Origin of the sequence: Actinomyces sp. 594 (genome assembly GCF_019325145.1) — a bacterium.
Taxonomy (GTDB): domain Bacteria; phylum Actinomycetota; class Actinomycetes; order Actinomycetales; family Actinomycetaceae; genus Actinomyces.
In genome coordinates this window covers 41,670-67,185 of sequence record NZ_PIZC01000034.1, presented here as the reverse complement: position 1 = coordinate 67,185, position 25,516 = coordinate 41,670, and the positions used below count along the sequence as shown (strand labels likewise).

The window sequence follows — 25,516 nt, the reverse complement described above, 5'->3', positions numbered from 1 at the left end:
TCCTCGTGGGCCCGAAACCCTCCACGATGTGGAGGGTGTGGGGCGAATGAGGTCGTATTCGGCCAGCGCGGGTTAGTCGACTACGACCTCGCACGCCCGAAAACGTCCTCATCAGCCCCAAAACGACCCCCTGCGCCCGGCCGAATACGACCTCACCAACCCGAGAACGACCTCCGCACGGCGAGTACGACCTCACACGCCCGAGAACGTCCCCAGTGCGGCGAAAACGGCCTCGTGAGCCCGAAACCCTCCACGATGTGGAGGGTGTGGGGCGAATGAGGTCGTATTCGGCCAGCGTCGGGTGGTCGAGAACGACCTCGCACGCCCCAAAACGACCTCATCATCCCCAAAACGACCCGCTACGCCCGACCGAGTACGCCGGCCATTACCCGGCAGGCCACCACCGGGAGCACCCGGCCAGCTCAGGGCCGAGGGAGACGGCGTTGGGAACGCCACTTCGGCGCCTACTACGCCCGTTGGGTGCTTGCTGAAGGCTTCCGAGCCCTTCAGCAAGCACCCAAGTGGCGTTGCCAAGCCCGAACCGGCGTAGTAAACGCCCCTGCGCCTCGGCCACCGCCACCAGCAGCCCTAAGCCATGGCCGCCAGCACGCCGCCGGGCCTCGAACCGGAAGGGCGAGTTAATGGGCTCTTCTGGTCTAGGGGTGGGGCGGGCTAATGGTTGGCGAGCACCGGGATCGCCGTTTGTGCGCGTGCTCCGGTAGGTACGGCGCACGGCCCCGCTCCGGCGTGCACCTTCCCGCGGCGCCTGGGGTGTGGTACTCGCATGCTGTGACCTGGGTGCGCATTGGACACCTCCCCCGGTGCCTGCGATGCGGTAGCAAAATCGCTGGACTCACTGGCCGGAGCCTTCGACAGCTGCCACCGCGGTCCGGCGCCCCGGTCCGGGAACCGCACGGCCTCAACGACTCCAACGATTCGTCCACGCCGCCAACACGGCCGGACCCGTCGGCCCGAGCACAGCGTTTGCCTACTTGGACCATCTGCGCGCGCTTCTGGAGAAGTCCGGGTAGGCGCGGCCGTTCCCAGCCGGGCGCCGGCCAGCCAGCCGTACCCCGGACACCACTCCAACCTCATCCTCGGCGCGCGCACCGGAAGAGCCGAAACAGCGGCTCTTTGCGCTCAAGGCTTGGGCTGCGGCGGCCCGGCGTGAGCTCAGCCGCCGTGCGGAGGTCTACATGTCGGCCTTCTGCGGCGGTCAGTACGTGCCAGCGTGCGCGCTGATGACATGGATTGCACCACTTTGGAACTTGCTGCCGCAGCTTCCGCCGACCGCGTCCGCGGAACCATGCGGTTTGTTAGCTCCGGAACACGGCCACTACCTGGAAAGTGGTGCATATTGTGACAGAGCGGACCCGGTAAGCGGGGAGCTGCCGCGGCAAGTCAGTCTCCGCACAGCCCTGAGGGGCCTAGGCGGCGCCTTCGTCGTCACCGCCCATGGCCTGTTCATCTGCGGCCACGCCCGAAACCGCCTCGCGGGCCTCCTCCGCCGCCGACGCTGAGTCTCAAGAACGTCAGCCGGACCGAGGCGTCGGCGGCAACTCACCTTCCCGAACGCGATCTCGGCGACACCAAGCATCCGCGCCAGGTTCGGGCCGTACATGCCGGGCGTGCCGACCCCACGCCCGGATCACAAGAGCGCATTCTCAGCCGCGACGGGCAGAGCGCACCGCGATCTCCTCGCGGGCCCGCAACCCTGCAGACACCAGCCAGCGCACAGGCGCCTGCCAGGCGGCCGGGTGGCTGGCGTTCACGTAACGGCGCGCGGAGTCGTGATGCGCGCGGATCATGCGCTCGGGCCGACTCTTCCAGCTGGCGCCCTGGGAGTGGACGACTACAGCGTCGGGCACCTGCAGGTTCAGCCAGCCGGCACGTCCCACACGCGCACCCAGATCCACATCCTCAAAGAACATGAAGTAGTCCTCATTGAAGCCGCCAAGGCGCTTCCAGGCGGCGGCGGGCAGCAGCACGCAGGCGCCGGACAGCCAGCCCACGGCGTGGGTGGCGTCCTCATTCGTGCCGTGGTACCTGGCGGAGAAGGGATTGCCCGGCCACACCCTCCCGAGGACGGCGTGTCCTGCGCCACCTACCAGCGTCGGCAGAGCGCGCCCGGACGGGTAGATGCTGCCGTCCGGGTTGAGCAGCCGCGGCCCCAGGCAGCCGGCGCGGGGCTCGGCGCGCGCGGCCTCGATCAGCGTGTCCAGGCTTCCTGGACGCCAGACGATGTCCGGGTTGGCAACAACGATCCAGTCCTCAGTCAGGTCGCGCGCGGCCAGGTTCGCCCCGCCCCCGTACCCGCGGTTAGTGCCGTCACCGACCACACGCGCCCCGTAGCGCTCGGCGGCGCTCTCCACCCGCTCATGCTCGGTACCGTTGTCAGCGATCACGACGGCGGGGACCCGTGCGGTGGCGGCACGCAGGGACTCGAGGAAGCGTTCAAGCTCCGGGCCGGGGTTGTAGGCCACCGTGACCACGCGTACCGTTCCCAGCGGCGCCTGGGCGGACTCGCGGGACGGTTGGGACGCTACGTCAGTCACGCTTGGGAGACTACACGCGCCGGGGCCCCATGGCTGCATGCCTGGGCCGCGGGGCGTACCGTAGGGTGGAGCCATTACAGTCACCTAGGATTCCTCCTTGCTAAGGACGGAGAATCGCAGCTCCTCACAGACGGGTTCTTTATGATCATGGCCGTGTCATCCCACGCCAAAGCCAAACCCAACGCGCGGCACTCAGCCAAGGACATGAGCCGGAGCGCTGCGCACAGGTTCCTGCTGGCCGGATTCGCCGTCATACTGTTCATCGTCTCCGGGGTCGGCCTGGCCTGGTATGACCTCCAGTCCCAGGTGAACAAGCTCGGCATCGATGACTTCCTGGGCAAGGACCGCGCCCGCCAGGTAGTGGACAGCTATGAGGGGCGGTCGGTCAACATCCTCATCCTGGGAACCGACTCCCGCGCGGGCGCCAATAACGTGGACGGCTCCGAGGGCAGTGAGGAAGTTGCGGTGGCGCGCTCGGACACCACCATGATCCTCCACCTGCCGGCGGACCGCTCCCGCATCGAAATCGTCTCAATCCCGCGTGACCTGCTGGTGGACATCCCCGCCTGCAAAACCGCCGACGGCGACACCACCGAGGCCATGACCTACACCTCGTTCAACGCGGCCTTCGCCAATGGCGCCGGCGCCAGCGCGGATGACGCCGCCGTCGCCGCCGGCGTGGCCTGCACCGTGGCCACGGTCGAGGACCTCACGGGGCTCTACATCGATGAGTACCTCGTTGTGGACTTCAACGGCCTGACCACCACCGTGGACGCGCTGGGCGGGGTCACCCTCTACGTGGATGAGGACATCAATGACACCGAGTTCACCGGGCTGGTCATGAAGAGCGGCTGCCAGCATCTCGACGGCGCCACCGCGCTGCAGTACGCGCGCGTGCGCCACGGCGTGGGCGATGGCTCGGACCGCCAGCGCATCCCCCGGCAGCAGAACCTGGTGTCGGCGATGCTGCGGACCGCGAAGTCGAAGAACTACTTCACCGACGCCGACGCCCTGTACAGCTTCGCCCGCGCCGCCCTGGGCTCGCTGACCACCTCACCCGGGATCGGCTCCCTGAGCACGCTGGCCGGATTGGCCATGTCCATCAGCAACGTCGGGATGGATCAGGTGACCATCATCACCATGCCCAACGAGGAGGCGCCCTGGGATCTGAACCGCGCGCTGCCCACGGATGAGGCCGACTACGTCTGGAAGGCGATCAAGGCCGACACCCCCGTCACGGACGCCCTGCGCGAAGCAGCCGCCCAGGATGCCACCGCTGCGCCGTCGTCGGACTCGACCGAGCAGGCGCAGGCTGACGGTGATGGCGCGGCACAGCCCGACGCCGCGCCGGAGCAGTCCTCAGCCCCGACGCAGGCACGTACCCCAACCGCTACCGCGACCACGCAGGACCCCGCCGCGCAGTGCCACTGAACACCCACTGAACACCCACTGACACCCGCCGACGACGTGCCGACCGAGCCGCAGGAATAGGAGTCCAAGCAGCAGTGAGCAGCACAGACGACGACCTCCCCCCGGCATTCAGCCCCGGAGACGACGGGTCTCGGCGTCGCCCCGGCACCGAGAGAACCCCTGCGCGCCGCTCAGAGCGTACCGGTCCCGGCTCCCCCAGCGGCACGCGCTCCACGGGCAGCGCAGGCGACGGCAGTGGCGTACGCAGTGGCGCGGCACCGCGCCGCCCACGCCCCCAGAAGGCCGACTCATCGGGACAAGCCGACCCAGCCTCCCCTCCTCGCGGACACCACCACGCCGACGGGGCCACAGCCCGCCCCGGAGCAAACCCGAGTACTCCCAAGCGGGTCCCCGTAAGGAGCCGGGCGCGCTCCGGATCCTCCGCTGTGCCACTGCGGTCGGCCCCCGCGGCTGCAGACGGCCGCGCGTCCACCAGGGTCATGCCCGCCGGCACCGCGCCCTCCGCGCGCAGCCGTAACGTCTCCCCGGCTCTTGCCCCGGCGCGCTCATCCCGGTACGCCCCCTCATCGACCCTGAACCAGCACACCCAGCCGGCTCCGCCGCGGCCCCCCGCGCGCAAACGGCACCGACCCCTGCGATGGCTGGCCATCACGCTGGTCATCCTGCTGGCGCTAGTCGGGGCCCGCGCAGCCTGGCTCATACACGACGTCAATTCCAAGCTCTCACGCGTCCAGGCTCTGTCCGGCGTGCAGGCCACACCCGGGGAGACCTGGCTGATCGTCGGCTCGGACTCGCGGGCCGACGGCGCCGTAGTGGACAACACCGACGGCGCCCGCTCCGACTCGATCATGCTGCTGCACCGAGCCCCCGGCGGGCAGAGCTCCCTGACCTCCCTGCCGCGCGACACCTACGTGGAGATACCCGGTTACGGAGGCAACAAGATCAACGCCGCCTACGCCTACGGCGGCCCCACCCTCCTGGTCGCAACGGTTGAGCAGCTGACTGGGCTGACTGTTGACCACTACGTTGAGGTCGGCATGGGCGGAGTGTCCTCCCTGGTGGACGCCGTAGGCGGCATCAACGTCTGCCTGGACTACGACGTCGATGACGCGGACTCCGGGCTCGTGTGGGACACCGCCCAGGGCGAGTGCCAGGACGTCGACGGCGCCAAGGCGCTCGCCTACTCCCGCATGCGGAAATCCGATCCGGCCGGCGATATCGGACGCGCCCTGCGGCAGCGGGCGGTCATCTCCGCCGTCGTCTCCCGCGCTGTCTCACCCACCACACTGCTGAGCTTCACCCGGCAGGACGCCCTCGTAAACGCGGGCACCAAGGCGCTGACGGTTGACGAGGACACCTCGGTACTCGATCTTGGCAAGATGCTGCTGGCCTTCCGCTCCGCCTCGAACGCCGGCCTGACTGGCGCGCCGCCCATCGCCAGCGTGGACTACGAGCCCGGCGGCATCGGCGCGGCCGTGCTGCTACAGGACACCACTGCCCCGGACTTCTTCGCCAAGCTCCGCGCAGGCACGCTGACTGCCGCTGACTTCGACCAGCCCTGAGCCGTCCGGACAGCGCGTCGCTGCCCGGCAAGCGGCGGGCACCGCCGTGGCCGGGGATACCCGTCGGCGGTGCCCGCGTGCACCGGGGACCGGTGCGGTGTTCAGCCGAAGTGAGGCCGGTCCGGGTCGGCCTGCCAAGCGGAGAAGGACGATGCGACGATGTCGTCCAGGTCGTGCTCGGCCTCCCAGCCGAGTACCTCGCGGATACGCGAGGCGTCGCCAATCAGCTGCGGCGGGTCGCCGGCACGGCGGTCCAGCTCCTCCGGCCGCACTTCACGGCCGGTGACGGCAACGACCGCGTCAATCACCTTGGAGACCACCTCGCGCACCGAGGACCCCTGCCCCGTGCCGACGTTGAACACGTGCTCGCGCATCTCCTCATCGCCGGCCAGGTGGTCCAGCGCCGCGATGTGGGCGCTGGCCAGGTCGCGCACGTGGATGTAGTCGCGGATGCAAGTGCCGTCCGCAGTGGGGTAGTCGGTGCCGAAGATCTTCGGGGACTCGCCACGGGCCAGACGATCGAGCACCATGGGGATGAGGTTGAGGGTGGCCATGTCACCCAGGTCGTCCCAGCCCGCGCCGGCTACGTTGAAGTAGCGCAGTCCCGCCCAGCGCAGCCCCCAGGCGCGCTCGCAGTCGGCCATCATCCACTCGCCAATGAGCTTCGTCTCCCCGTAGGGGTTGATGGGACGGCAATCGATGTCCTCGGGCACAACCTCCACGGGCGGCATGCCGTACACCGCTGCGGAGGAGGAGAAGATCATCCGCTCTACGCGGGCCTGCTCCATGGCCAGCAGCATGTTGGCCAGGCCACCCACATTCTGCTGGTAGTACCAGGCGGGTCGGGCAACGGACTCGCCCACCTGCTTGCGGGCGGCGAAGTGGATGACCGCCTTGACGTCCTTACGGTCCATCAGGTCCGCCAGGGCCTCGATGGCGTTGCCGGCGGCGACGTCGAGCTCGACCAGCTCGGCGTCTCCTACGCGCCCGGGGGTTCCGTAGGACAGGTCATCAACGACGACGACCTCATCTCCACGCTCTTGCAGCAGACGAACAACATGGGCACCGATATATCCGGCACCACCCGCAACGAGGATGCTCATGGGGCGATGCTACCGGTGGCGGCATCGCTCCGTATATGCCCAAGGTCCAACTCGCCGGGCCGTGCGGCACCGGCCCAGCGGGCTGACGCCAGGCGGTGACGGGCCTCAGTCCCGCCCAGCGACCTCGCGGCGCAAAGCTGCTCCCTTGGCGTGCGCAGTATCGGCGAGCTCGGCCTGGAATGCGCGCATGGCGGCGCGTAGGCGGGCAGCCTCCGCCCCCTCCCCCGCGCCCAGGATGCGTGCGGCTAGCAGGCCCGCGTTGCGAGCGCCGCCAATGGATACCGTGGCGACCGGTACGCCGGCGGGCATCTGGACGATCGATAGCAGCGAGTCCATACCGTCCAGGTACTTCAGCGGCACCGGCACGCCGATCACGGGCAGCTCGGTGACGGCCGCGAGCATTCCGGGCAGGTGGGCGGCGCCCCCAGCCCCGGCGATGATGACCCGCAGGCCCTGCCCGGCGGCGTCGCGCCCGTAGGCGAGCATCTCGTCCGGCATGCGGTGGGCGGATACGACGTCGGCCTCGTAGGGGATTTCCAGCGCGTCGAGGGCCTCGGCGGCCGCCCGCATGGTGGGCCAGTCGGAGTCCGACCCCATGACGATGCCGACGACTGGTTGCTGGTCCTGCTGCTGGGTCATGGGGCTGCTCCTACATTGAATCCGCCGCTTGCTGCACCGTCCGCCCACGCCGGGCGCGGCGCGGTGCGGGACGAACTCGTCAAGCCTATGACGTGCCGCGTGACCGCCCCAAGGATTCGGCTCAGGCCTCTCCGCGCAGGATCGCGACGACGGCGCGGGCCCGCTCGCGCACGGCGGCGATTTCCGCAGCGCCCGTGGCCGTGGTGGTCATATTGACGTGTCCGAGCTTGCGGCCGGGACGCCACTGCTTGCCGTAAAGGTGCAGGTGGGCCTCGGGCTCGCGTGCCAGAGCACGGGCGAGGGCATCGGCGGGCATCTGCTGCTCCCCGCCCAGGAAGTTGACCATCACGGTGGTGGGGGCCGTCGGCGTCGTCGCTCCCAGCGGCAGGTCGAGGACGGCGCGCATGTGCTGGGCGAACTGGCTGGTCACCGCGCCCTCCTGGGTCCAGTGGCCGGAATTGTGGGGGCGCATGGCCAGCTCGTTTACGTACAGGCGGGTGCCCTGCGGGCCCTCGACGGCGAACAGCTCAACGGCGAGCACCCCGGTGACATCCGCACGCTCGGCAATGGTGCGGCCGATGTGCTCCGCCTGCCCGACGGCAGCGGGCTCCAGCCCGGGGGCCGGGGCCACCGTCTCGACGCAGATGCCGCCGGACTGCACTGATTCGATCACCGGCCAGACGGCGACCTGGCCGGAGGGACGTCGTGCCAGCAGAACCGCTAGTTCACGGGTGAAGGGAACCGCCTCCTCCACCAGCAGGCTGGTCACGGCGCCTCCGCCCAGGCTGCCACCACCGCCAGTACCGGCCGCCGCCCGCCCGGCGCGAGCATCGGCAGTGGACTCCAGCCATGCCGCAGCCTCACCCTGGTCCAGCTCAACCGCGGATCGCACCATGAGCACCCCGTGCCCGTCATAGCCGCCGCGGGGCGTCTTCAGCACTACTGGCCAGCCGTGCGCGGCAGCGAAGTCAGCCACCTGCTCCCGCATCTGCTCGGTAGTCCCGGCCACTTCCGCCCAGGCCGGCTGCGGCAGCCCAGCAGCATCGACGGCACGGCGCATGGCGAGCTTGTCGCGGGCCAGGAGCAGCGCCTCGGGCGCCGGCCGCACCGCCACCCCCTCCGCCTGCAGGTGGGACAGCAGCGCAGGATCCTGGTGCTCGTGCTCAAAGGTGAGTGCATCCGCGCCCGCGACCAGGGCACGTACGGCGTCGGCGTCGTCGGCACGGCCAACCGGGGAATCGACCGTCACCTGCGCAGCAGAGCCGTTCGCGGACTCGACGAGGGTACGCAGATGAATACCCAGCGCGGAAGCCTCCTCCTGCATCATGCGGGCCAGTTGGCCGCCTCCGATAACGGCAAGAACGGGGGTGCTCACGGCTCCACCCTAGTGGCGGTCCCGGCTCGGCCCCGTACGCTGGCGCCGTGTCCGACTCCTCCGCACCCGACGCCGGCGCGGTCACCGCCTCCGGCCCGCATGACGGTTGTCCACCCCCACGTCCACACCGGCGGACGGATCAGGCGCCCACGGGTGCGAGCCGACCCGCCCTCGCCGCCCTGCCCCGCTGGGCCGCGGTGCTGGCGGTGTGGGCCGCGTCCACTGCGCTTTCCCTGCTGCTGCTGCGCATGGGCGCCCAGGATACGGGGGCCACGGTGTGGGCGCCTGAGGCGCCGTCGTGGATGCAGCAGGCCTCATTCTGGGACTCCGGCTGGTATGACCGCATCGCCCGGGAGGGTTATCCGACTCAGCTACCCACCAGTAGCGACGGGACGGTGCAGCAGAACGCATGGGCCTTCATGCCGCTGCTGCCCCTGGCGGCCTCCGCACTGACGGCCACGGGCTGGTCCTTCTACGCGCGTGCAACGGTGATCGCGCTCGCGGCGTCGGCACTGGCCGCACTGGTCCTGGACCGCTGGCTCGGTCCCCGTGTGGGCGAGCGGGCGTCCCTGTGGGCGGTAGCGCTGGTCTGGTGCTCGCCGTGCGCGGTGGTACTGCAACTGCCTTACGCCGAGTCGCTCGGCCTACTCGCGGTAGGACTGGCGCTCATGCTGGCGGAGCGAGGCCGGTTCCTCACGGCGGTGCCGGCGGTGGTCGCGGGAGCCCTCGCCCGTCCACTCGGCGTTCCCCTGACGGCCGCCCTGGGGCTGTGGTGGCTGTGGGAGACGGTGCGTGCTCACCGCGGCCTTGAGAACGTCAGCAGGGGTGGGCGGCTGCGCCTACTGGCGCTGGCGGGAGCCGCGGCCGCCTCCACCGCCGCCTGGCCGCTGTACGCCTGGATAGTCACCGGCCGTCCCGATGCCTACACGGCCACCGAGACCTCTTGGCGCGGCGGCACGCTGACGCCCGCGCTGCAGTGGCTCACCCGCAGCCAGTGGTGGGTGGGTGACCACCTGGGATGGGCGCTACTGGCCGGCGTCGTGGCGCTGTGCTGCCTGGGCGTGTCGGCGCCCTCGCTGCGGCGGCTCGGCGCCCCGGCGTGGCTGTGGTGCGTGAGCTACTGCCTGTACCTGCTGGTCTTCTTCGACCCGACGACGTCAGTGTTTCGCCTGCTGCTACCGCTCGCCCCGGCGGGGTGGGCCCTGGCCGCCCGGGCTACGCCACGGCTGCGGGCGGCGCTGCTGGCCGCAGGTGTCATAGGCCAGGTGTTCTGGATCAGCTGGGTGTGGGATGGTTACAGCGCAGTCGTGTGGGTGCCGTAAGATCGTAGTCGTGATGAAAGCGAGATCTGAGACGGGGTCCGCCAACCCGCCTGTTTTCACCGAGGCCCCCGGCGCACTCACGTCCTACCAGCCTGAGCCGGGCACGCCGCCCCCCGCGCAGGCGGCACCGGGTGTAGAGGTCACTCGCGCCTCCCGCCCCCACACCCGGGTCTGCGTCATCGACCGCCTACTGGCGTGGCTGCGGGAGCTGACCCAGTTCGGCCTGGTTGGGGCGCTGGCATTCATCATCGACTCCGGCATGTTCAACCTGCTCCAGCACGGCCCCACGGGGGTGCTCGCCGGGCATCCGAACACGGCCAACCTGGTCTCAGCCGCAGTGGCCACGGCTTTCTCCTGGGTGGCCAACCGCAGCTGGACCTACCGCGGTCGCACGCGCGAGAGCATGGCCCGGGAAGCGGCCCTGTTCGCCTTCGCCAACGCCGGCGGCATCCTGATCACCCAGTTCTGCCTGCTGTTCACCCACCACATCCTGGAGCTGACCGGCCCCCTGGCGGACAACGTCTCCGCCTACGTAGTCGGCTTCGCCCTGGGAACAGCTTTCCGCTTCTTCTTCTACCACTACGTCGTCTTCACCGGCGATGGCGACGCCGCACCCAACTGAGCAGCCAATCCCGCCTCTGCCACTCACAACTCCCGGCTCCGCCCAGAGCCCGCGGGCACACTCGATGCCCCGGGCCGGACGTGCGGCACGCATCGTCGTGCGGCACGCATCGTCGTGCGGCACACATCGTGGTCATGCAGCACCGCGCACAGCGTGCAAGCTGTCACGGCAAGCCGTTGGGCTCACACGCGCGTGCCCGATTCCACAGCCGAGATGCGGCGCCCGTCTCGGCAGGCACCCAGGGTTTGTTCCTACGCTGAGCGCGTGATTGCGCTGCCTGCTATGCCCGCCCCTGCTCTCGGACCTGAATGGCTCGACGCCGCCAACCTCATCACCAAGATTGTCGAATGGTTCGGCCCCTGGGCCATCGTCGGCGTGATGCTGGTCATCTTCGCGGAGACCGGCCTGCTGGTCGGTTTCTTCCTCCCCGGGGACTCCCTGCTGTTCACCCTGGGGATGTTCGTGGCCACCGGCGCCGTTGGAGTATCCATCTGGGTGGCCGCGCCGCTGGTATGGGTGGCCGCAATCATCGGGAACCAGACCGGATACGCCATAGGCCGTAAGGCCGGGCCCGCCATCTTCAACCGGGAGGACTCGCGCCTGTTCAAGCAGGAGTACGTAGAGCGCACGTCCGCGTTCTTCGCACGGCACGGCGGGAAGGCAATCACCCTCGCGCAGTTCGTGCCAATCGTGCGTACCTTCACCCCGGTGATGGCGGGTGTGGGCCGCATGCATTACTCCCACTTCCTCGGCTTCAACGTGCTCGGCGCCACCTTCTGGGCCTTCGCCATCACCTGGCTGGGCTACCTGCTGGGATCGATCACCTGGATCCAGAAGAACATCGACGTCATGATCCTGGGGATCGTCTTCGTGTCGGTGCTGCCGATGCTCATTACCGCCCTGCGGAACAAGCTTGGCTCCGCCAAGCGCGAGGCCGAGCCGGTAAGCGTCGAGGCCACCAAGTAGGCCCGCCCATGCGAGAGCCCGCCCAGGCGCGGGTCTCCGGCGGGATAACCGCGAGTGACAAGCACCGAAGGGCCGGTCGGCCGGGGGCCGGGGCCCAGATGGCCGGTGGAGAACCGCCTGCAAGTCGTCGAGAAGGAGCCACGCGCACACTGCATGGGCCCAGGACGCTCCGGCCGGGGCCGTCGCCAGGTGCCGGGCGCGGCGGAGGCGGGGCCACGCCCACGCACCGTTGGCCCGCCTGCGGCACCGGCGGCACCGGACTGCGAACGCACGCCGGTAGCAGGACGCCTCTCGGGCGGCCCCAAGTGGGTCCGACGGCAGCTTGACCCACCTGCCCTGCACTGCCTTAGCCCGACATCACTGGCTTGGCCGGACGTCGGCACGGACGGGCTCGGCAGGCCCCTCAGATCCGGCGGCGCCGCCCCACGCTGACCAGCGCCCCGCGCGGCAGCACGTTATTGGGGTCCAGTGACTTGGGCACCGCATTGAGCAGTATCGAGAAGACGGCGGGCTTGCGCTGGGACAGCTCAATACGCCCGCCGTCGGCCTCCACCAGGTCCTTGGCCAGCGCCAGGCCCACACCGGTGGAGCCGTGCCCGGAGACATTGCGCTCAAAGACGTTCGGGGCGATGTCCTCGGCCACTCCCTCGCCCTCATCCGCAACATCAATGAAGACACCGTGCCCGCCGTTCGCGCTGCGCACGGACACGCTGGTCGTGCCATCGCCATAGCGCAGTGAATTCTCAATCACCGTGGCCAACACCTGGGCCAGAGACCCGGGAGTGGCCAGCACCGGCATACCGACGGCGTCGGAGAAAGTGACCTCGCGCCCGGCGTCGTGGAAGGCCGGCTCCCACTCCTCGCGCTGCTGCTCGAACAGATCAGAAAGGTGCAGCGCCTCGGTAGTGCCGCCGCCGGTACGCCGCGAAATACGCAGAAGGTCCTCCACCACGCCGGTGAGCCGATCGACTTGCTCGATGCAGGCGCGGGCCTCCTCACGCACCTCCTCCTGAGTGGAAAGCAGCTCAATCTCCTCCAGCCGCAGGCTCAGCGAGGTCAGGGGCGTACGCAGCTGGTGCGAGGCGTCGGAGGCGAACTGCCGCTCGGCCGCGATGCGCCCGGCAACGCGCTCGGCACTGCGCACGAGCTCGGCCTGCACCAGGTCGATCTCCTCGATTCCGCTGCTGCGCAGCCGGGGCCGCACCTGGCCGGAGCCGAGCTGCTCGGCCTCGGCAGCCAGGTAGATCAGGGGCGCGCTGATGCGGCGCGACCCCCTGGCGGCCACGATATAGGCGGCAACCAGCGCCACCGCGGCCAGCGCCACGGTGGTCACAACGACTATGAAAATGACGCGTAGATGATCGTCACTGGCGGAGGAGGCCCGGGAGGCGACGGCGATCCACGCCCCGCCCAGGGGCACTCCCAGCAGGACGACGGCGACGGACACGGCCGCCATGGTCATCTGCATTGCTCGGCGTCGCATGGCACCTGCCTTCTTCGGTGGCCTGGCTCAGGCGTGGGCTCAAATCGCCAGCCGGTAGCCCCCACCATCCGTGATCAGCAGCGCCGGGTTGTCGGCGTCGTCGCCGAGTTTCCGGCGCAGCCAGGTGATATGCATAGCCAGCGTGTGCTCGGAGCCGGTGGGGTCCTCACCCCACACTTCCTTGAGGATGTCCTCGGTGGACAGCATCTGGCCCACTCCGCGCACCAGCACACGCAGCAATTCGAACTCACGGGTGGTCAGCTGAAGCTCCTCCCCACGGGCGAAGGCCCGATGGCCGGCCACGTCGACGCGAATATCGCCGGCCACCAGCTCGTCCTCGATCGCCTCACCGGAGGCACGCCGCACCTGTGCGCGCACGCGGGCCAGCAGCTCGGCCAGGCGGAAGGGCTTGGTCACGTAGTCGTCCGCCCCCGCGTCAAGTCCCACTACCAGGTCGGTGTCCTCGCTGCGGGCGGTGAGCATGAGGATCGGGATGGTCAGCCCCTGGGCGCGCACCTGCCGGGCCACATCAAGGCCATCGATGTCCGGCAGGCCGAGGTCGAGGACGATGATGTCCGCCCCGTCCAGATCCTCCAGGGCCCCCTTGCCCGTGCCGTGGGCGTGGACCTCGTAACCCTCACGGCCGAAGGCGCGGGCGAGCGGCTCGGAGATGGCGGGGTCGTCCTCAACGAGAAGCACATTCGTCATGCCCTGGATCGTATGCGACCAGGGCGGGAGGCGTCATCCTCCGCTGGCAGGAAGTGTCGCGCCTCAGGCACGGGCGAGCGCCCATGGGGTGACATTACCCAGACCCTTGGCGACTACTTCGTGACACGGGTGAACCGTGTACAGGTGGGCGTCCGGGCCGTTGATCAGCTCCATGGCGGTTGCCTCATCCATCCGGATGCCCCCGGGCTCAGCGGTGTCAACCAGCCGGGAGGCCAGGTTCACCGGAGGCCCGAAGACATCGCCGGAGCGGGAGACGACCCGCCCCTGTACCAGGCTGGCACGCACCCGCATCATCTCCGGGCCGGACTGGAGCTGCTCAACCAGCGCTGTGACAACATCGGCCGCCGTGCTCAGATCATCGGCGATGTACATCACGGCGTCACCGATGGTCTTGACCACGCGGGCGCCGCGGGAGGTGACGACGTCCCGCGCGGTGGACTCGAAGTCGTCAAGCATCTCGGCCAGCTCCAGCCGGCCCATGGTCTGGGCGCGCTGGGTGAAGGAGACGATGTCCACGAATCCCAGCGAGCGGATGAGCGGGTAGAAGTCGGGGCCGGCGTCCTCACGACCGCGGCGGGACACCTCCGAATCGGTGCGATCCAGCAGGGAGGCCAGGTGTCGGCGCCAGACGTAGGTCAGCTGCGCGGACAGTGAGTCGACCATCTCGTCGATGTGGTCCAGGGCCACCAGCCGGGCGGCGGTGTCATCCAGGTGGAGGCGCTCGGAGATGTCAACCACCAGCGTCTCAAACTGCCATAGCACCAGCCGGTCCATGGTGAAGGACTGGGCGCGCAGCAGCTCCAGGACACTGCTGGCGGCGAGTCCGCCCCCAGGGGCGTGGGCCGAGGGCAGACCGTCATCATTGTCATCGATCAGGTCGGCCACATTGCGCAGGGCGACCGCATCCTGCGCGGTGAAGCGGACCTCATCGGGATCGACGTCGGCGAAGCCCATGGCCCGCCAGAAACGACGCGCCAGATCCAGCCCAGTGCCGGCGTGCACGGCAATCTCGCGCAGGCTGAGCGTGGGAACGCCCTCCAGTAGCCGCTGCTCGTGGCCGCGGACGGTGCCGGCCGCCTTGCCGGCGGACCCAGCCGCCGAGACGGCGCCGGCATACGAGTCCCCGGCGGGGTCGCGCGGCTCGGGGGTCTGTGGGGCGGTCACCGCGTAAGAGTAGCGCACATCACAGGCCGGTGATCAATAGGTGAATCAATCAGGGCGGTCACAAGGCCGGCCAGCACTCATCCCAGCTGCCGCCGTATGCGTCGTGCCGCCGCTCGTACCGATACTGCGCAGCGGCGCCGCCCACCCGAGCACTGGCCGCGCCGCGCGTTAATTCTGCTCCCTGACCGCGGTGACATCCCCCGCGGTGACCTCGATACGGCGCGCACCCGCACCGTCACCGACTTGCAGGACCAGACCGGGGCTGAGGTCGACGGCGACGCCCGCCACCTCCCCTGCGGGCCCGTTGACGCACACTGCCTGCCCGAGGGTGGCACAGGCACTGCGCAGTTGCCTGCCCAAGGCGCCGTCACCGGCGTCAGGATCGCCCCCGACAGACTCCCACAAGGAAACGAGCTCAGCCAGGCTGCGCCCGCAATCGTCCAGCAGCGGGCCGGCGGCGGTGTCCGCCGCCCCCAGCGAGGCCAGGGAGGCGGCCCAGGGCACCGGCAGCTGCTGCGCGTCTTGAGCGAGGTTCACGCCGATTCCCACGATCACGGCCACGGCGGCATCCCGGGAGGCGGGCACGGCGGCCCCCGTCGGCACAGGGCCACGCGCCCCGGGGGTAACCATTTCAGTGAGGACGCCGGCCAGCTTGCGGCTACTCCCCCAGCCGGGTACCGCTGCGGGGGCGCATGTCGCCGGGCCCGGCAGTGCGATCACGTCATTGGGCCACTTGGTGGCCGTGTTCCACCCGCTGCCCGACAGCCTGGGCGCGAGGGCACGGGCTACGGCCAGGCCCGCCAGCAGCGGCAGCCAGTGCAGCCGGGTGTGGGGAACCAGTGGCCGCACCACGATTGAGGCGGTCAGCGCCCCTGTTGCCGGCGTGGTCCAGACGTGGTCGGCGCGGCCGCGGCCGGCGGTCTGCGTCCGAGCGCGCAGCGCCGACAGGTGCGGCCACCGTGCGGAGGCGACGGGGTCGAGGCCGCCGTCGGGGCCGGTCAGGGCCCGCCGCAGATCCGTGTTGGTCGAGCCGGTGCGCTCCACTACCACTAGCCGGCTGAACGGGGAGCGGGCGGTCATGGCGACAGCCTACGCGACCGTCGAGAACAGTCGAGGCGACGAGGCCCGGCTCCGGCGTGGGCTTGCGGGAGACCGGGCACTAGGCTTGAGCGCGTGCTTGTCCTGGCATCCCAGTCCACCGGCCGTCTGGCCACCCTGCGGGCAGCCGGCGTCGATCCGCAGGTACGGGTCTCCGACGTCGATGAGCCCCGAGTCCTGGCCGACCTAGCCGCCGCGCGCCGCGCCGGCGGCTCACCGGCTCCTACACCCGCAGAGCAGGTGCAAGCTCTGGCGCAGGCCAAGGCACTTGACGTGGCGGGCAGCCTCCCGGACGCGGCGGCACAGGCGGACCCGGACCTGGTGGTAGTCGGCTGTGACTCCATGCTGGAGATCGACGGGAACGTGGTTGGCAAGCCGGGCACCGCGCAGTTGGCCCGCGAGCGCTGGCGGGCGATGCGGGGGCGCAGCGGCACCCTGCACACCGGGCACTTCCTGGTGCGCGCCCGCGACGCCGCTACCGCCGCCGGCGTGTCATCCACGATCGTGCACTTCGGCTCCCCCAGCGACGCCGAGATCGACGCCTACGTAGCCTCCGGGGAGCCCCTGTGGTGCGCAGGCGCGTTCACCATCGACGGCCTGGGCGGCGCCTTCATCGACGGCGTTGAGGGGGATCCGCACGGGGTGGTCGGCATCTCCCTGCCACTGCTGCGCCGCCTGCTGGCTCACCTGGGGGTGACCTGGACGGACCTTTGGTCCCCGCCCAGCACCGCACCCGGCTCAGCGGCGCAATAGGGCGCTGTGCCCGCCGGTACTGATACCGCCCCCGGCGTCGACGTGCAGCGCGACAGAGCCGCCTGCCGGCAGCGGCACGGCCCCGGTGAACCGCAGGTCCACCGTCCCGGATGCCGGCGCTAGCGCGAGGCTGATGGCACCCAGCAGCAGTCCATGGGCGACTACGTCCCCCTCCCCTACGGGCAGTCCTGCCCGCCGCGCCGCGCCGGCACGCAGGTGGATGGGATTGTGGTCACCGGTCGCCCGGGACCAGTCGCGCACGTGGGCGGCGGTGAGAACGAGCTCACGGACCGGCTCCGCCCCCGACGCCGGAACTGGTCCGCCCGGTGCCGGTGCCGCAGCCGCCGCGCGGCGGGCGAGGTCGTGAGTGACCCGGGCACCGGTCGCCCACCCCGGGCCGGCGGGGCACACGAGCACGGTGCTGTGCACCAGCTCCCAGCCGCCGCGGACGGTGCGGTCCATGGTGGGCTCGAGGTCGCGGGAGGCTGGTCTTCCGCGGGCGTCGGCGGGTACGACGTCGGCCGGGGTGATCCGGCAGCGCCGGTGGATGAATCCGGTCAGGCCCCTGCCACCGGTGCCGTCGGCGGCGTTGCCCGTGTACCGCGGGAGCCGGTCGGCTAATCCGGCCAGTGCCACGACGGCGGGGGCGAGCACGAGCGCAGCAGGCGCCAGGGCCGGGCCGCAGTCCGCTCCGCTCGTGTCCGGGGCAACCGGTTCCCTGTGGGTGGAAGGCAGGCGGGCGAGAACTGCGGCGAGGACTTGCGCCATGTCTGCGGCAAGTGTGTCCGGGACTGCCGTTGCTGCGGGGGTATGGCAAGGCCCCGGCGATCCTGGATCGTCGGGGCCTGCATCCGCGTCGCGCACCGCCACGGTCAGCGGGTCTCGCGGTGCTCCGTGTGCTTGCCGCAGCGCCGGCAGTACTTGGACAGAGACAACCGGTCCGGAGTGTTCCGGCGGTTCTTCTTGGTGATGTAGTTGCGCTCCTTGCACTCCGAGCACGCCAGGGTGATCTTGGGGCGAACGTCGCTGGCCTTGGCCACGTCCTTCTCCTCTCGCTGATCCTCGAGCAGCCCGTTGGGTGCCATGCTCGAACTTGCGTAGCGGGGGAGGGACTCGAACCCTCGACCTCACGATTATGAGTCGTGCGCTCTAACCAGCTGAGCTACCTCGCCAGATGACACTTCAGGGGCCCGTAGGCCCCCGCAGTATCAGAGCCCCGAAAGGGAATCGAACCCTTGACCTTCTCCTTACCATGGAGACGCTCTGCCGACTGAGCTATCGGGGCAACGAGCGGAACTTTAGGCAGATCGGATTTGCCTGCGCAACTCCGTTTCCCGTGGCCTCGCTCACCGCGGTCCCGCCCCTGGGGGCGAGTTCTGGCCGCGGCGTAAACGCCGCAACCATGGTGGCGGGTGAGGGATTCGAACCCCCGTAGCATACTGCGGCTGATTTACAGTCAGCTCCCATTGGCCGCTCGGGCAACCCGCCGGGCTCCGTGCTCGCCGCGGGCCGGTCTTGCCGCCCCACGCCTCCGCTCGGTGCCGTGGAAGGATAGCAAGCCAACGGCTGCGCACGCCAATCCCCACCGTAGGACCCTGCTCACAGCGATGACGGCGCCACGTCCGGCTCCGCAATCACCGAGCTCCTTCTACAGTCGTTGTCATGTCGCAACCTCGGCCCCCTTACCGTCCCGATCAGCGACCCGCACCCCAGGCGCAGCCCATGGCTACGCAGACGCCAGGCGTCCCGACGCCGATGCAACCCGGACAGCCTCAGCACAAGCGTCGTAGTCCCCTAGTCCTCGTCATTGCTGTGGTGGCCGTCATAGCGGTCGCCGCCGGCATCGGCATCGGCATCATCGTCAGCGTGGCATCGCACGGCCGGCCCGTCCCGGCAGCACAGGCCACCGCCGGACAGTGCATCGAGGACCCGGAGGTGAAGGAGCTGGGCCACGTCTACGTCGCTGACTGCGACTCTGCGGATGCCGCCTACAGGGTCACCGCCGCTGCCGGTACCGACTGCACGACCGTGCCAGGAACAACCACCACTTACCAGGATCTATGCATGATCGGCCTTGGCGAGGACCCGAGCGCTTCCTTGATCGAGGTTCAGGAGGGCGACTGCCTGAGTATTGACGACGCCACGCAGGAGGCCGCCGTTGCAGAGTGCACCAGCGGCACCTACCCGGTACTGAAGGTACTTACCGACGTTGCCGACTCAGATCTCGGGCTGATGGCGGGCGACGAGGACGCCTGCATCGCCGCGGGCGTGGATGAGGATGCTTACTCCTTCTGGTACAAGTGGAACCTGACCTCCTTCATGTTCGACACGGCAGGCGACACGAGGAATCTGCTCAGCCCCAACCAGTTCGTCTTCTGCCTGGGCGATCCCCAGCCGTGACCCGTCATCCCTGACCGGAGGGTGGCAGCCGTCTCAGTAGCCCGCCATCTGCTCCAGGCGGGCGATGCGCTGGGCCATCGGCGGGTGGGTGGCGAACAGGCTCCGCACCCCGCCGAAGGGGTTGGCGATCATCATGGCGCTGACCGGCTCCAGGCGCGGGTCCTGCCGCATGGGTGCGGCGGCCACGCCTGTCTCCAGCTTGTGCAGTGCGCTGGCCAGGGCCAGCGGGTCGTGAGTCAGGACGGCGCCGTCGTGGTCGGCGTCGTACTCGCGGGTACGGGAGACGGCGAACTGGGTGAGGCTGGCCGCCAGCGGAGCCAGCAGCGCCAGCAGGAGCAGAACCAGGGCGTTGGAGTCGCGCCGGTCCCGGCCCCCGCCGAACCACATGATGCCGGTGGCGATCGAGGAGATCACCCCGGCGATGCCCGCGGCTACGGAGCCGGTGAGGATGTCCCGGTTGTAGACGTGGGACAGCTCGTGGCCGAGTACCCCGCGCAGCTCCCGCTGGTTGAGCAGCTGGAGGATGCCCTGGGTGCAGCACACGGCGGCGTGCTGCGGGTCGCGGCCGGTGGCGAAGGCGTTCGGACTCATGGTGGGGGCCACGTACAGCCGCGGCATCGGCTGCCCGGCGGCAGTGGACAGCTCGCGCACAACCGCGTACATGACCGGCTGCTGCACCTCGCTGACCTCGACGGCGCCCATGGAGCGCACCGCGAGCTTGTCGGAGTTCCAGTAGGCGTAGGCCGTCTGCGCCACCCCGATCGCGGGCATGAGCAGCAGCCACACGCTTGAGCCGGTTCCGCGCGCAAGCAGCCAGCCGAGCAGGAGCAGCAGGCCCCACAGTCCCCCCATGAGGACGGCGGTCTTGAGTCCGTTGTGGTGGTTCGTGCCCGTCATAGCGCGAGTGTATGAACGCTCGCTGTGCTGTTCCTGGGAGTGGTGGCCGGCTCAGGCCAGCAGGGCGGCGACGTCGGCGACGTCGAGTCCCAGGGCCTGCCCGACGCCGGCCGTGTACAGGGCGCCGCCATGGGTGGCCAGGCCGCGGGCGAGGTCGGCCCGCTGGCGGCAGGCCTCGTGCCAGCCGCTATCGGCCAGGGCGACGGCGTAGGGCAGGGTCGCGTTGGTCAGCGCGTAGGTGGACGTGTAGGACACAGCCCCGGGCATATTGCCCACGGCGTAGAAGATCTTGCCGTCCACCTCGTAAGTGGGCTCGGAGTGCGTGGTCACGTGGGAGTCCTCGAAGCAGCCGCCCTGGTCGATGGCGATGTCCACGAGTACGGAGCCCGGGCGCATCGCCTCGACCATCTCGTGGGTCACCAGCCGGGGCGTGCGGGCGCCGGGTACGAGCACGGCGCCGATGACAAGATCGGCGGCGGCGACGGCTCCGGCCACGTCCAGCGGGGTGGAGAAGCGAGTGCGGACCGTCCCGCCGGTCAGCTCATCGATCTGGCGCATACGGACCGGGTTGATGTCCATGACGGTGACGTCCGCACCCATGCCCGCGGCCACGCGGGCGGCGGCCAGGCCGGCGGTGCCGCCGCCAAGCACGACGACGTTGGCGCGGCGCACTCCCGCGGCACCGCCCAGCAGCACGCCGGAGCCTCCGTTTGGTGCGAGCAGGGCGTCGGCCCCCACCTGCACGCCGAGCCTTCCAGCGATCTCGGACATGGGAGCGAGCAGCGGCAGGCCGCCGTCGTCGGTGGCGACCGTCTCATAGGCGACCGCCGTGACGCCCCGGTCCATCAGGGCCTCAGTCAGGGCGCGGTCGGCGGCCAGGTGCAGGTAGGTGAACAGCAGCAGGCCCTCACGCAGGTAGCCGAACTCGGAGGGCACCGGTTCCTTGACCTTGAGGACCATCTCGGCCCCGCCCCACACCGCAGCGGCATCGGCGGCGATGGTCGCGCCGGCGTCCACGTAGTCGGCGTCGGCAATGCCGGCACCCAGTCCCGCCCCCGCCTGCACGGTCACCTCGTGCCCGTGCCGCACGAGCGTGTCCACGCCGGCCGGCGTGAGCGCTACGCGGTATTCGTGATCCTTTACCTCGGTGGGTACGCCGATACGCATGGGGCTGCCTTTCGCTGCTTGGAGTCCGGGCACTGTGCTCCGGGTGCCTCAGCCTACCGCCCCGACCGGACCGTCAGTCCTGCAGGCGGTGTGCAACTCGCTCGGGCACGCGATCGGGATCCGGCTGGCCGATGAGGTCGGCGGGGGCCTCGGTGCTGCGGGAGATCGCGGTCATCGCTTCACGGGCAACAACCTTGACGCGCTCGCGCGACTTGGCGTCACCGCCGGTGACCGTGACCTCACCGTAGGCCTCGCCCAGCTCGCGCTCGTAGGCGTCCAGCAGCTCCCAACCCTCCCAGGTGGTGTAGGGCACGCCGCGGGAGTCGAGCAGCGCCAGCAGGGCGTCGTGGCCGACCTGGGAGGCGTCGTCGGTGGTGGCGTGCAGCAGGCCGGCGTTGGCATCGGCAACCAGGTTCGTAATTGTCTCCTGGGCGTCGGACTTGGTGGAGCCGATCAGGCCGACCGGGCCGCGGCGGATCCAGCCGGTGGCGTAGATGCCGGTCAGCGTCTGGCCATCATCGTCGAGCACGCGGCCGCCGGCGTTGGGGATCACATGCCGGTCGGCGTCGAAGGGCAGGCCCTCAATGGGACTGCCTGCGTAGCCAACGGCGCGGTAGACGGCCTGCACCGGCCAGTCCCGGAACTCGCCGGTGCCGGAGACGGTGCCGTCACCGTTCAGGCGAGTGCGCTCGGTGCGCAGGGCGCGCACGTGCCCGGCCTCATCGGTGAGAATGGCGGCGGGCGCCTGGAACAGGTGGATGTGGATGGTCCGGGAGGCGGTCAGCTCCTCCGGCTCCTGCATGGCGTAGTTCTCCAGGGCCTTGACCACCTGCCGCTGCTGGTTGGAGGCGGCCAGGGCCTCGCGGGAGCCCTCGTCGTACTCGAAGTCCTCCTCATCGACGGTGACGTCCACATCGGGCTGCTTGCCCAGTTCCCGCAGCTCCAGGGGGGTGAACTTCACCTGGGCGGGGCCGCGGCGACCGAAGACGTGCACGTCGGTGACCGGGGACTGCTGCAGTAACTCGGCCACGTTCGCGGGGATCTCCGTGGTCATCAGGTCGCGGGCGTGCTTGGCCAGGACGCGGGAGATGTCCAGGGCGACGTTGCCGACGCCGATGACGGCAACCTCCTTGGCCTCCAGCGGCCAGGTGCGCGGATGGTCGGGGTGACCGTCGTACCAGGAGACGAAGTCGGCGCCGCCGTAGGACTCGGGAGCGTCGATACCGGGGATGTCCAGGGGGGCGTCGGTATCCGCGCCGGTGGAGAAGATCAGGGCGTCGTAGTGCTCGCGTAGCTCGGCGACGCTGATGTCGCGGCCGACCTCCACGTTGCCGATCAGCCGGATGTCGCCGCGCTGCAGGATCTTGTACAGGGCCACGATGATCTGCTTGATGCGTGGGTGGTCCGGGGCCACGCCGTAACGCACCAGGCCGTAGGGGGCAGGCAGGCGCTCGAACAGGTCGATGTTCACGTCCAGGCCCGACTTCGACAGGATGTCCGAGGCGTAGATACCGGCGGGGCCTGCTCCGATGACGGCGACATTAAGAGGGCGTGCGTTCACTGGTCTTCGTTTCTGGTGACTAAGGCTGGATGGCCGGGCGAGCACCGGGCGGTGCGCTGCTCAGGTCGACCCAAGTGTATGCGGGTGCTCATCAACCGCGGTGTGGCGTGTATCCCGCCCACTTCACTGGCCTCTGCCCCCTCTCCCCCCTCGCCGAGACCGGCACAAGTAACACACCGAGACCGGTAGACGTTACGTACCGAGGTTGGTAGAAGTGGCGAATCCCATTCCCGCTGACCTCCTCGTTCTTGTCGCCCGTCCGGAAGCATGCAGACGCAGCACTGCGCGGCTCAAACCACGACGATTCGTGCGCCATGGCGACGGACCTGCGATTCGCTAGGTGACGTGACTCCTCCGGTTTGCGGGTGTGGAGGTGGATTCCGGGGTGATCTCGGGCGCTTAGGCCGAGGGGTCGGCTGGATGCGACTCTCTGCCGGCACCGAGTCCCGTGCGTGGCGGCCCGAAGTGTCCAGATCTATGACAAACGAGGTAGGAGGCGGCAGCGGCCGCGAACAGAACGTTGGAATCATGCGGGTGTCAGATCGGCACCAGCGGCCGTAGGCGGTGTTTGTCATCAATTTTGACAACCATAGGAGCATCATTCCGCCCCCGCACCCGAGTCGGCTGCACGCACCCCCGGGAGTCGTTCGCCGGCATCCCCCGCCCGGAAGCGGGATCGTCTACAACGCCACTTCGAGGTTAACAACGCCCGTTAACGGCCTGCTGAAGGGCTGCGAGGTATACAGCAGGCCGTTAAGTAGCGTTGTTAACGCCCAACCCGCGTAGCAGACACCCCCAGCCCGCCACACTCTCCAACACGAACAACAGACTGCCGTCTCACCCGAGTCTCCCCACGACGACAAGGCGCCGATATAGTATCGAGACATTTCGTCGCTCCGCGCCTAGGACAACCATGAGACGCCGCCACTTCCTGCTCAGTTCACTGACAGCCACCGCCCTCCCGATCCTCACCGCATGCGGTTCGCGGACGTCGTCGGACCGCGCCACCGCATCCACGGCCGCTTCACCGACCCCGGCGCCCCCGGCTCGCGTCCCCGTGGGCTTCGCCGACGCCGGGAATCTGCCGGGATCAGACTTCCATCCCGAGTCGTTCAGCCGACTCCGTGGCAGCTACCTAGTGGGTAGCAGCGGCAACACCTGGTGGTACGGGGATCCATCCGCCATGAACTACTGGTATTTCACAGCCGACGGCGCCGACGCCGGCTCCATGGAACTGGTAGCCATGGGCTCCGCCGAAGAGCTTCAGAACCTCGCGCCGCAGGTCGGACCGGCTCAAATTCTCACCGATGAAATCATGGTCGTCGACGCCGCTGCCCACTTCGGCTATGTCGTCGTCACGGCGGTCCGCACCGGGGTGACTCAGGAATCCGCCTGGCATGCCCATCTGCTCAAGGTGGATCTGGAGGCTGCGGCTGTCGTGGAAGTGCTGGCGCTAGACGTCGACGCCGCGGTCGATACGACAATCGGCAACTGGACGATGGCGCTAGACGCCGACGGCACCAACCTGGGCATCGGTACCGGAAAAATCCGTGGCGACACCCGCATCTGGGCCATCAACACCGAGTCGATGGAGATTGTCCTCAAGGATCCGCATCAAGTTGGTTATGACACCCTCCACCAGGTAAGCGGCGACGCGCTACTGACAGGCACGGCGAGCTCCTCCTACTCCGAGGGCGCATACCCGCCCTATATCGTCTACTCATTCGAGTCCGGCAACCTAGTCACCCAGGAGAACAACCTGGACACCTACTTGTTGGGCTCCTGGCTGTACTGGTTGGAGACCGCCTACGACGCCTGGCGCATCATGGACGTGACCACCGGCGAGGAGGTGACCCTGGCTGATCAGCCTCCCGTAGGCGCGCTGGACGCGCGCCCGACGGTGTGGGAGACGGGCGGCTACTCGGTCGTACGCACCGATTCGGCGCTGGACGTGCGCCCCCTCGGTTCGCCAACGGCGACACTGTCCCTGTCCGCGGACGCCGGGGACACCATCCCCGCAGCGCTCGCCGTCCACCGCGATGTGGTTTATGCGGCCTATCCCTCCGCCGCGCATGAGCTGCACCTGATCGATCTCGCCACCGGCGAGGAACTGGCCACTGCCAGGCTTGGAACCGAGGAGGACGGAATCGATCGCGAGCCGCAGACGCTAGCCGTCTCCGAGGTCGGTGCCGGCTACTTCTACAGCCGGGGCGGGACCTGCACCTTCCACGCCGCCACCGACTGGCTGACCTAACCGGCAGTCCCGGCGCACAGCGTCCACCGGCCCGGGTGTGCCATTGGTGCGGACTCGCTGGCAGGGCGTCGGGCACCGCATCCCCATTCTTCTACCGCGCACCGCCAGCGCCGACACCGCCATCGCCGGAGTCCTGCCCCGAAGACTTCTCCTCGGAAATGCTGTGGCCGGCGCCGGCGGCTCCTCCGCAATAACCGCCGTGGATGACCACTACCTGGCCGGCACCGCCCACGTGCATGACGCGCTGTTGGGCAGGGATGGGCTGCGCCCCGTCGTCGACCTCAATGGCCCGACCACTTGGGCGGTGCCCAGTGGCGCGACTAAGCCCCCTGGATGGGATGCGGGGCAGCCAGTTCCTCGTGCGGCCCTCGTCTCCGGCAATGCCCTTACCGATACTGGCATTGGCACCTGACTGCTACCGACGTCCGCAAGGGA

At 69.3% G+C, this 25,516-nt stretch carries 22 protein-coding genes and 3 tRNA genes; 9 read left to right on the top strand and 16 right to left on the bottom strand.

Annotation, left to right across the window (positions count from 1 at the left end; genetic code table 11):
- Positions 1-1,664: 1,664 nt before the first annotated feature.
- The gene (locus GZ998_RS04795; protein WP_308807162.1) at positions 1,665-2,555 is read right to left on the bottom strand and encodes a glycosyltransferase family 2 protein; all 891 of its coding nucleotides are present in this window, start codon (positions 2,553-2,555) and stop codon (positions 1,665-1,667) included.
- A 204-nt stretch (positions 2,556-2,759) separates the two neighbouring features.
- Here GZ998_RS04795 and GZ998_RS04790 point away from each other — a divergent pair, with 204 nt between their 5' ends.
- Positions 2,760-3,986, top strand: a complete 1,227-nt coding sequence (locus GZ998_RS04790; RefSeq protein WP_257505131.1) for an LCP family protein — start codon at positions 2,760-2,762, stop codon at positions 3,984-3,986.
- Positions 3,987-4,465: 479 nt separating this feature from the next.
- Positions 4,466-5,548 carry an LCP family protein gene (locus tag GZ998_RS04785; RefSeq protein WP_203234194.1) on the top strand — a complete coding sequence of 361 codons (1,083 nt, stop codon included), beginning with the start codon at positions 4,466-4,468 and terminating at the stop codon, positions 5,546-5,548.
- A gap of 101 nt (positions 5,549-5,649) precedes the next feature.
- Here the strand turns inward: GZ998_RS04785 and galE are convergent, their stop codons facing one another.
- From galE to GZ998_RS04770, 3 genes are all read right to left on the bottom strand, one after another.
- Positions 5,650-6,651 carry a UDP-glucose 4-epimerase GalE gene (gene galE, locus GZ998_RS04780; protein ID WP_162679841.1) on the bottom strand — a complete coding sequence of 334 codons (1,002 nt, stop codon included), beginning with the start codon at positions 6,649-6,651 and terminating at the stop codon, positions 5,650-5,652.
- A gap of 105 nt (positions 6,652-6,756) precedes the next feature.
- Positions 6,757-7,290 carry a 5-(carboxyamino)imidazole ribonucleotide mutase gene (gene purE / locus GZ998_RS04775; RefSeq protein WP_219109192.1) on the bottom strand — a complete coding sequence of 178 codons (534 nt, stop codon included), beginning with the start codon at positions 7,288-7,290 and terminating at the stop codon, positions 6,757-6,759.
- 121 nt (positions 7,291-7,411) lie between these two features.
- Positions 7,412-8,665: an ATP-grasp domain-containing protein gene (locus tag GZ998_RS04770; protein WP_219109191.1), complete on the bottom strand. Its 1,254-nt coding sequence runs from the start codon at positions 8,663-8,665 to the stop codon at positions 7,412-7,414.
- A 47-nt stretch (positions 8,666-8,712) separates the two neighbouring features.
- Here GZ998_RS04770 and GZ998_RS04765 point away from each other — a divergent pair, with 47 nt between their 5' ends.
- The 3 genes from GZ998_RS04765 (at position 8,713) to GZ998_RS04755 (ending at position 11,575) form a co-directional block, all read left to right on the top strand.
- A complete protein-coding gene (locus tag GZ998_RS04765) occupies positions 8,713-9,987 on the top strand; it encodes a hypothetical protein (RefSeq protein WP_374939161.1) in 1,275 nt (424 codons plus the stop codon).
- 13 nt (positions 9,988-10,000) lie between these two features.
- Complete coding sequence (locus GZ998_RS04760) at positions 10,001-10,609, top strand: GtrA family protein (protein ID WP_219109190.1); 609 nt, start codon at positions 10,001-10,003, stop codon at positions 10,607-10,609.
- A 282-nt stretch (positions 10,610-10,891) separates the two neighbouring features.
- Positions 10,892-11,575, top strand: a complete 684-nt coding sequence (locus GZ998_RS04755; RefSeq protein ID WP_257505206.1) for a VTT domain-containing protein — start codon at positions 10,892-10,894, stop codon at positions 11,573-11,575.
- 403 nt (positions 11,576-11,978) lie between these two features.
- Here the strand turns inward: GZ998_RS04755 and GZ998_RS04750 are convergent, their stop codons facing one another.
- The 4 genes from GZ998_RS04750 to GZ998_RS04735 form a co-directional block, all read right to left on the bottom strand.
- Positions 11,979-13,058 carry a sensor histidine kinase KdpD gene (locus tag GZ998_RS04750; protein WP_161924606.1) on the bottom strand — a complete coding sequence of 360 codons (1,080 nt, stop codon included), beginning with the start codon at positions 13,056-13,058 and terminating at the stop codon, positions 11,979-11,981.
- Between the two features lie 39 nt (positions 13,059-13,097).
- The gene (locus tag GZ998_RS04745) at positions 13,098-13,766 is read right to left on the bottom strand and encodes a response regulator transcription factor (RefSeq protein WP_219109189.1); all 669 of its coding nucleotides are present in this window, start codon (positions 13,764-13,766) and stop codon (positions 13,098-13,100) included.
- 63 nt (positions 13,767-13,829) lie between these two features.
- Positions 13,830-14,951, bottom strand: a complete 1,122-nt coding sequence (locus tag GZ998_RS04740) for an adenylate/guanylate cyclase domain-containing protein (protein ID WP_374939160.1) — start codon at positions 14,949-14,951, stop codon at positions 13,830-13,832.
- A gap of 168 nt (positions 14,952-15,119) precedes the next feature.
- The gene (locus GZ998_RS04735) at positions 15,120-16,031 is read right to left on the bottom strand and encodes a biotin--[acetyl-CoA-carboxylase] ligase (protein ID WP_219109187.1); all 912 of its coding nucleotides are present in this window, start codon (positions 16,029-16,031) and stop codon (positions 15,120-15,122) included.
- Positions 16,032-16,124: 93 nt separating this feature from the next.
- Between GZ998_RS04735 and GZ998_RS04730 the strand changes: the two genes are divergently transcribed.
- Positions 16,125-16,802 (top strand): nucleoside triphosphate pyrophosphatase, encoded by a 678-nt coding sequence (locus GZ998_RS04730; protein ID WP_162679848.1) that lies wholly within the window; start codon positions 16,125-16,127, stop codon positions 16,800-16,802.
- Here GZ998_RS04730 and GZ998_RS04725 read toward each other — a convergent pair.
- From GZ998_RS04725 to GZ998_RS04705, 5 genes are all read right to left on the bottom strand, one after another.
- Positions 16,788-17,570 carry a MaoC/PaaZ C-terminal domain-containing protein gene (locus tag GZ998_RS04725; RefSeq protein ID WP_219109186.1) on the bottom strand — a complete coding sequence of 261 codons (783 nt, stop codon included), beginning with the start codon at positions 17,568-17,570 and terminating at the stop codon, positions 16,788-16,790. The genes GZ998_RS04730 and GZ998_RS04725 overlap by 15 nt on opposite strands.
- Before the next feature lie 104 nt (positions 17,571-17,674).
- Positions 17,675-17,842: a 50S ribosomal protein L33 gene (rpmG, locus tag GZ998_RS04720; RefSeq protein WP_161925424.1), complete on the bottom strand. Its 168-nt coding sequence runs from the start codon at positions 17,840-17,842 to the stop codon at positions 17,675-17,677.
- Positions 17,843-17,900: 58 nt separating this feature from the next.
- Positions 17,901-17,974: transfer RNA gene (locus GZ998_RS04715), tRNA-Met, on the bottom strand.
- A gap of 40 nt (positions 17,975-18,014) precedes the next feature.
- Positions 18,015-18,087, bottom strand: a tRNA-Thr gene (locus tag GZ998_RS04710).
- A gap of 118 nt (positions 18,088-18,205) precedes the next feature.
- A tRNA-Tyr gene (locus tag GZ998_RS04705) sits at positions 18,206-18,290 on the bottom strand.
- Positions 18,291-18,524: 234 nt separating this feature from the next.
- Between GZ998_RS04705 and GZ998_RS04700 the strand changes: the two genes are divergently transcribed.
- On the top strand, positions 18,525-19,202 hold the full coding sequence (locus tag GZ998_RS04700; protein WP_219109185.1) for a hypothetical protein: 678 nt from the start codon (positions 18,525-18,527) through the stop codon (positions 19,200-19,202).
- A 33-nt stretch (positions 19,203-19,235) separates the two neighbouring features.
- On the opposite strand, the gene htpX is transcribed toward GZ998_RS04700, so the two are convergent.
- The 3 genes from htpX to GZ998_RS04685 form a co-directional block, all read right to left on the bottom strand.
- On the bottom strand, positions 19,236-20,099 hold the full coding sequence (gene htpX / locus GZ998_RS04695) for a zinc metalloprotease HtpX (protein ID WP_161924613.1): 864 nt from the start codon (positions 20,097-20,099) through the stop codon (positions 19,236-19,238).
- Positions 20,100-20,150: 51 nt separating this feature from the next.
- The gene (gene ald, locus GZ998_RS04690) at positions 20,151-21,266 is read right to left on the bottom strand and encodes an alanine dehydrogenase (RefSeq protein ID WP_161924614.1); all 1,116 of its coding nucleotides are present in this window, start codon (positions 21,264-21,266) and stop codon (positions 20,151-20,153) included.
- A 73-nt stretch (positions 21,267-21,339) separates the two neighbouring features.
- Positions 21,340-22,827, bottom strand: coding sequence for an FAD-dependent oxidoreductase (locus GZ998_RS04685; protein WP_219109184.1), 1,488 nt, complete (start codon positions 22,825-22,827; stop codon positions 21,340-21,342).
- A 913-nt stretch (positions 22,828-23,740) separates the two neighbouring features.
- On the opposite strand from GZ998_RS04685, the gene GZ998_RS04680 reads away from it, so the two are divergent.
- Positions 23,741-25,081, top strand: coding sequence for a hypothetical protein (locus tag GZ998_RS04680; RefSeq protein WP_219109183.1), 1,341 nt, complete (start codon positions 23,741-23,743; stop codon positions 25,079-25,081).
- Positions 25,082-25,124: 43 nt separating this feature from the next.
- On the top strand, positions 25,125-25,493 hold the full coding sequence (locus GZ998_RS04675; RefSeq protein ID WP_162679853.1) for a hypothetical protein: 369 nt from the start codon (positions 25,125-25,127) through the stop codon (positions 25,491-25,493).
- Positions 25,494-25,516 lie beyond the last annotated feature (23 nt).

What these genes read in the sequence shown, in the direction of transcription:
- galE (WP_162679841.1), bottom strand. Translation starts at nt 6,651, where the DNA reads ATGAGCATCCTCGTTGCGGGTGGTGCCGGATATATCGGTGCCCATGTT.
- ald (WP_161924614.1), bottom strand. Translation starts at nt 21,266, where the DNA reads ATGCGTATCGGCGTACCCACCGAGGTAAAGGATCACGAATACCGCGTA.
- GZ998_RS04790 (WP_257505131.1), top strand. Translation starts at nt 2,760, where the DNA reads ATGAGCCGGAGCGCTGCGCACAGGTTCCTGCTGGCCGGATTCGCCGTC.
- GZ998_RS04735 (WP_219109187.1), bottom strand. Translation starts at nt 16,031, where the DNA reads ATGACCGCCCGCTCCCCGTTCAGCCGGCTAGTGGTAGTGGAGCGCACC.
- GZ998_RS04745 (WP_219109189.1), bottom strand. Translation starts at nt 13,766, where the DNA reads ATGACGAATGTGCTTCTCGTTGAGGACGACCCCGCCATCTCCGAGCCG.
- GZ998_RS04680 (WP_219109183.1), top strand. Translation starts at nt 23,741, where the DNA reads ATGAGACGCCGCCACTTCCTGCTCAGTTCACTGACAGCCACCGCCCTC.
- GZ998_RS04760 (WP_219109190.1), top strand. Translation starts at nt 10,001, where the DNA reads ATGAAAGCGAGATCTGAGACGGGGTCCGCCAACCCGCCTGTTTTCACC.
- GZ998_RS04785 (WP_203234194.1), top strand. Translation starts at nt 4,466, where the DNA reads ATGCCCGCCGGCACCGCGCCCTCCGCGCGCAGCCGTAACGTCTCCCCG.
- GZ998_RS04725 (WP_219109186.1), bottom strand. Translation starts at nt 17,570, where the DNA reads ATGGCGCAAGTCCTCGCCGCAGTTCTCGCCCGCCTGCCTTCCACCCAC.
- htpX (WP_161924613.1), bottom strand. Translation starts at nt 20,099, where the DNA reads ATGACGGGCACGAACCACCACAACGGACTCAAGACCGCCGTCCTCATG.
- GZ998_RS04755 (WP_257505206.1), top strand. Translation starts at nt 10,892, where the DNA reads ATGCCCGCCCCTGCTCTCGGACCTGAATGGCTCGACGCCGCCAACCTC.
- GZ998_RS04700 (WP_219109185.1), top strand. Translation starts at nt 18,525, where the DNA reads ATGGCTACGCAGACGCCAGGCGTCCCGACGCCGATGCAACCCGGACAG.
- purE (WP_219109192.1), bottom strand. Translation starts at nt 7,290, where the DNA reads ATGACCCAGCAGCAGGACCAGCAACCAGTCGTCGGCATCGTCATGGGG.
- GZ998_RS04750 (WP_161924606.1), bottom strand. Translation starts at nt 13,058, where the DNA reads ATGCGACGCCGAGCAATGCAGATGACCATGGCGGCCGTGTCCGTCGCC.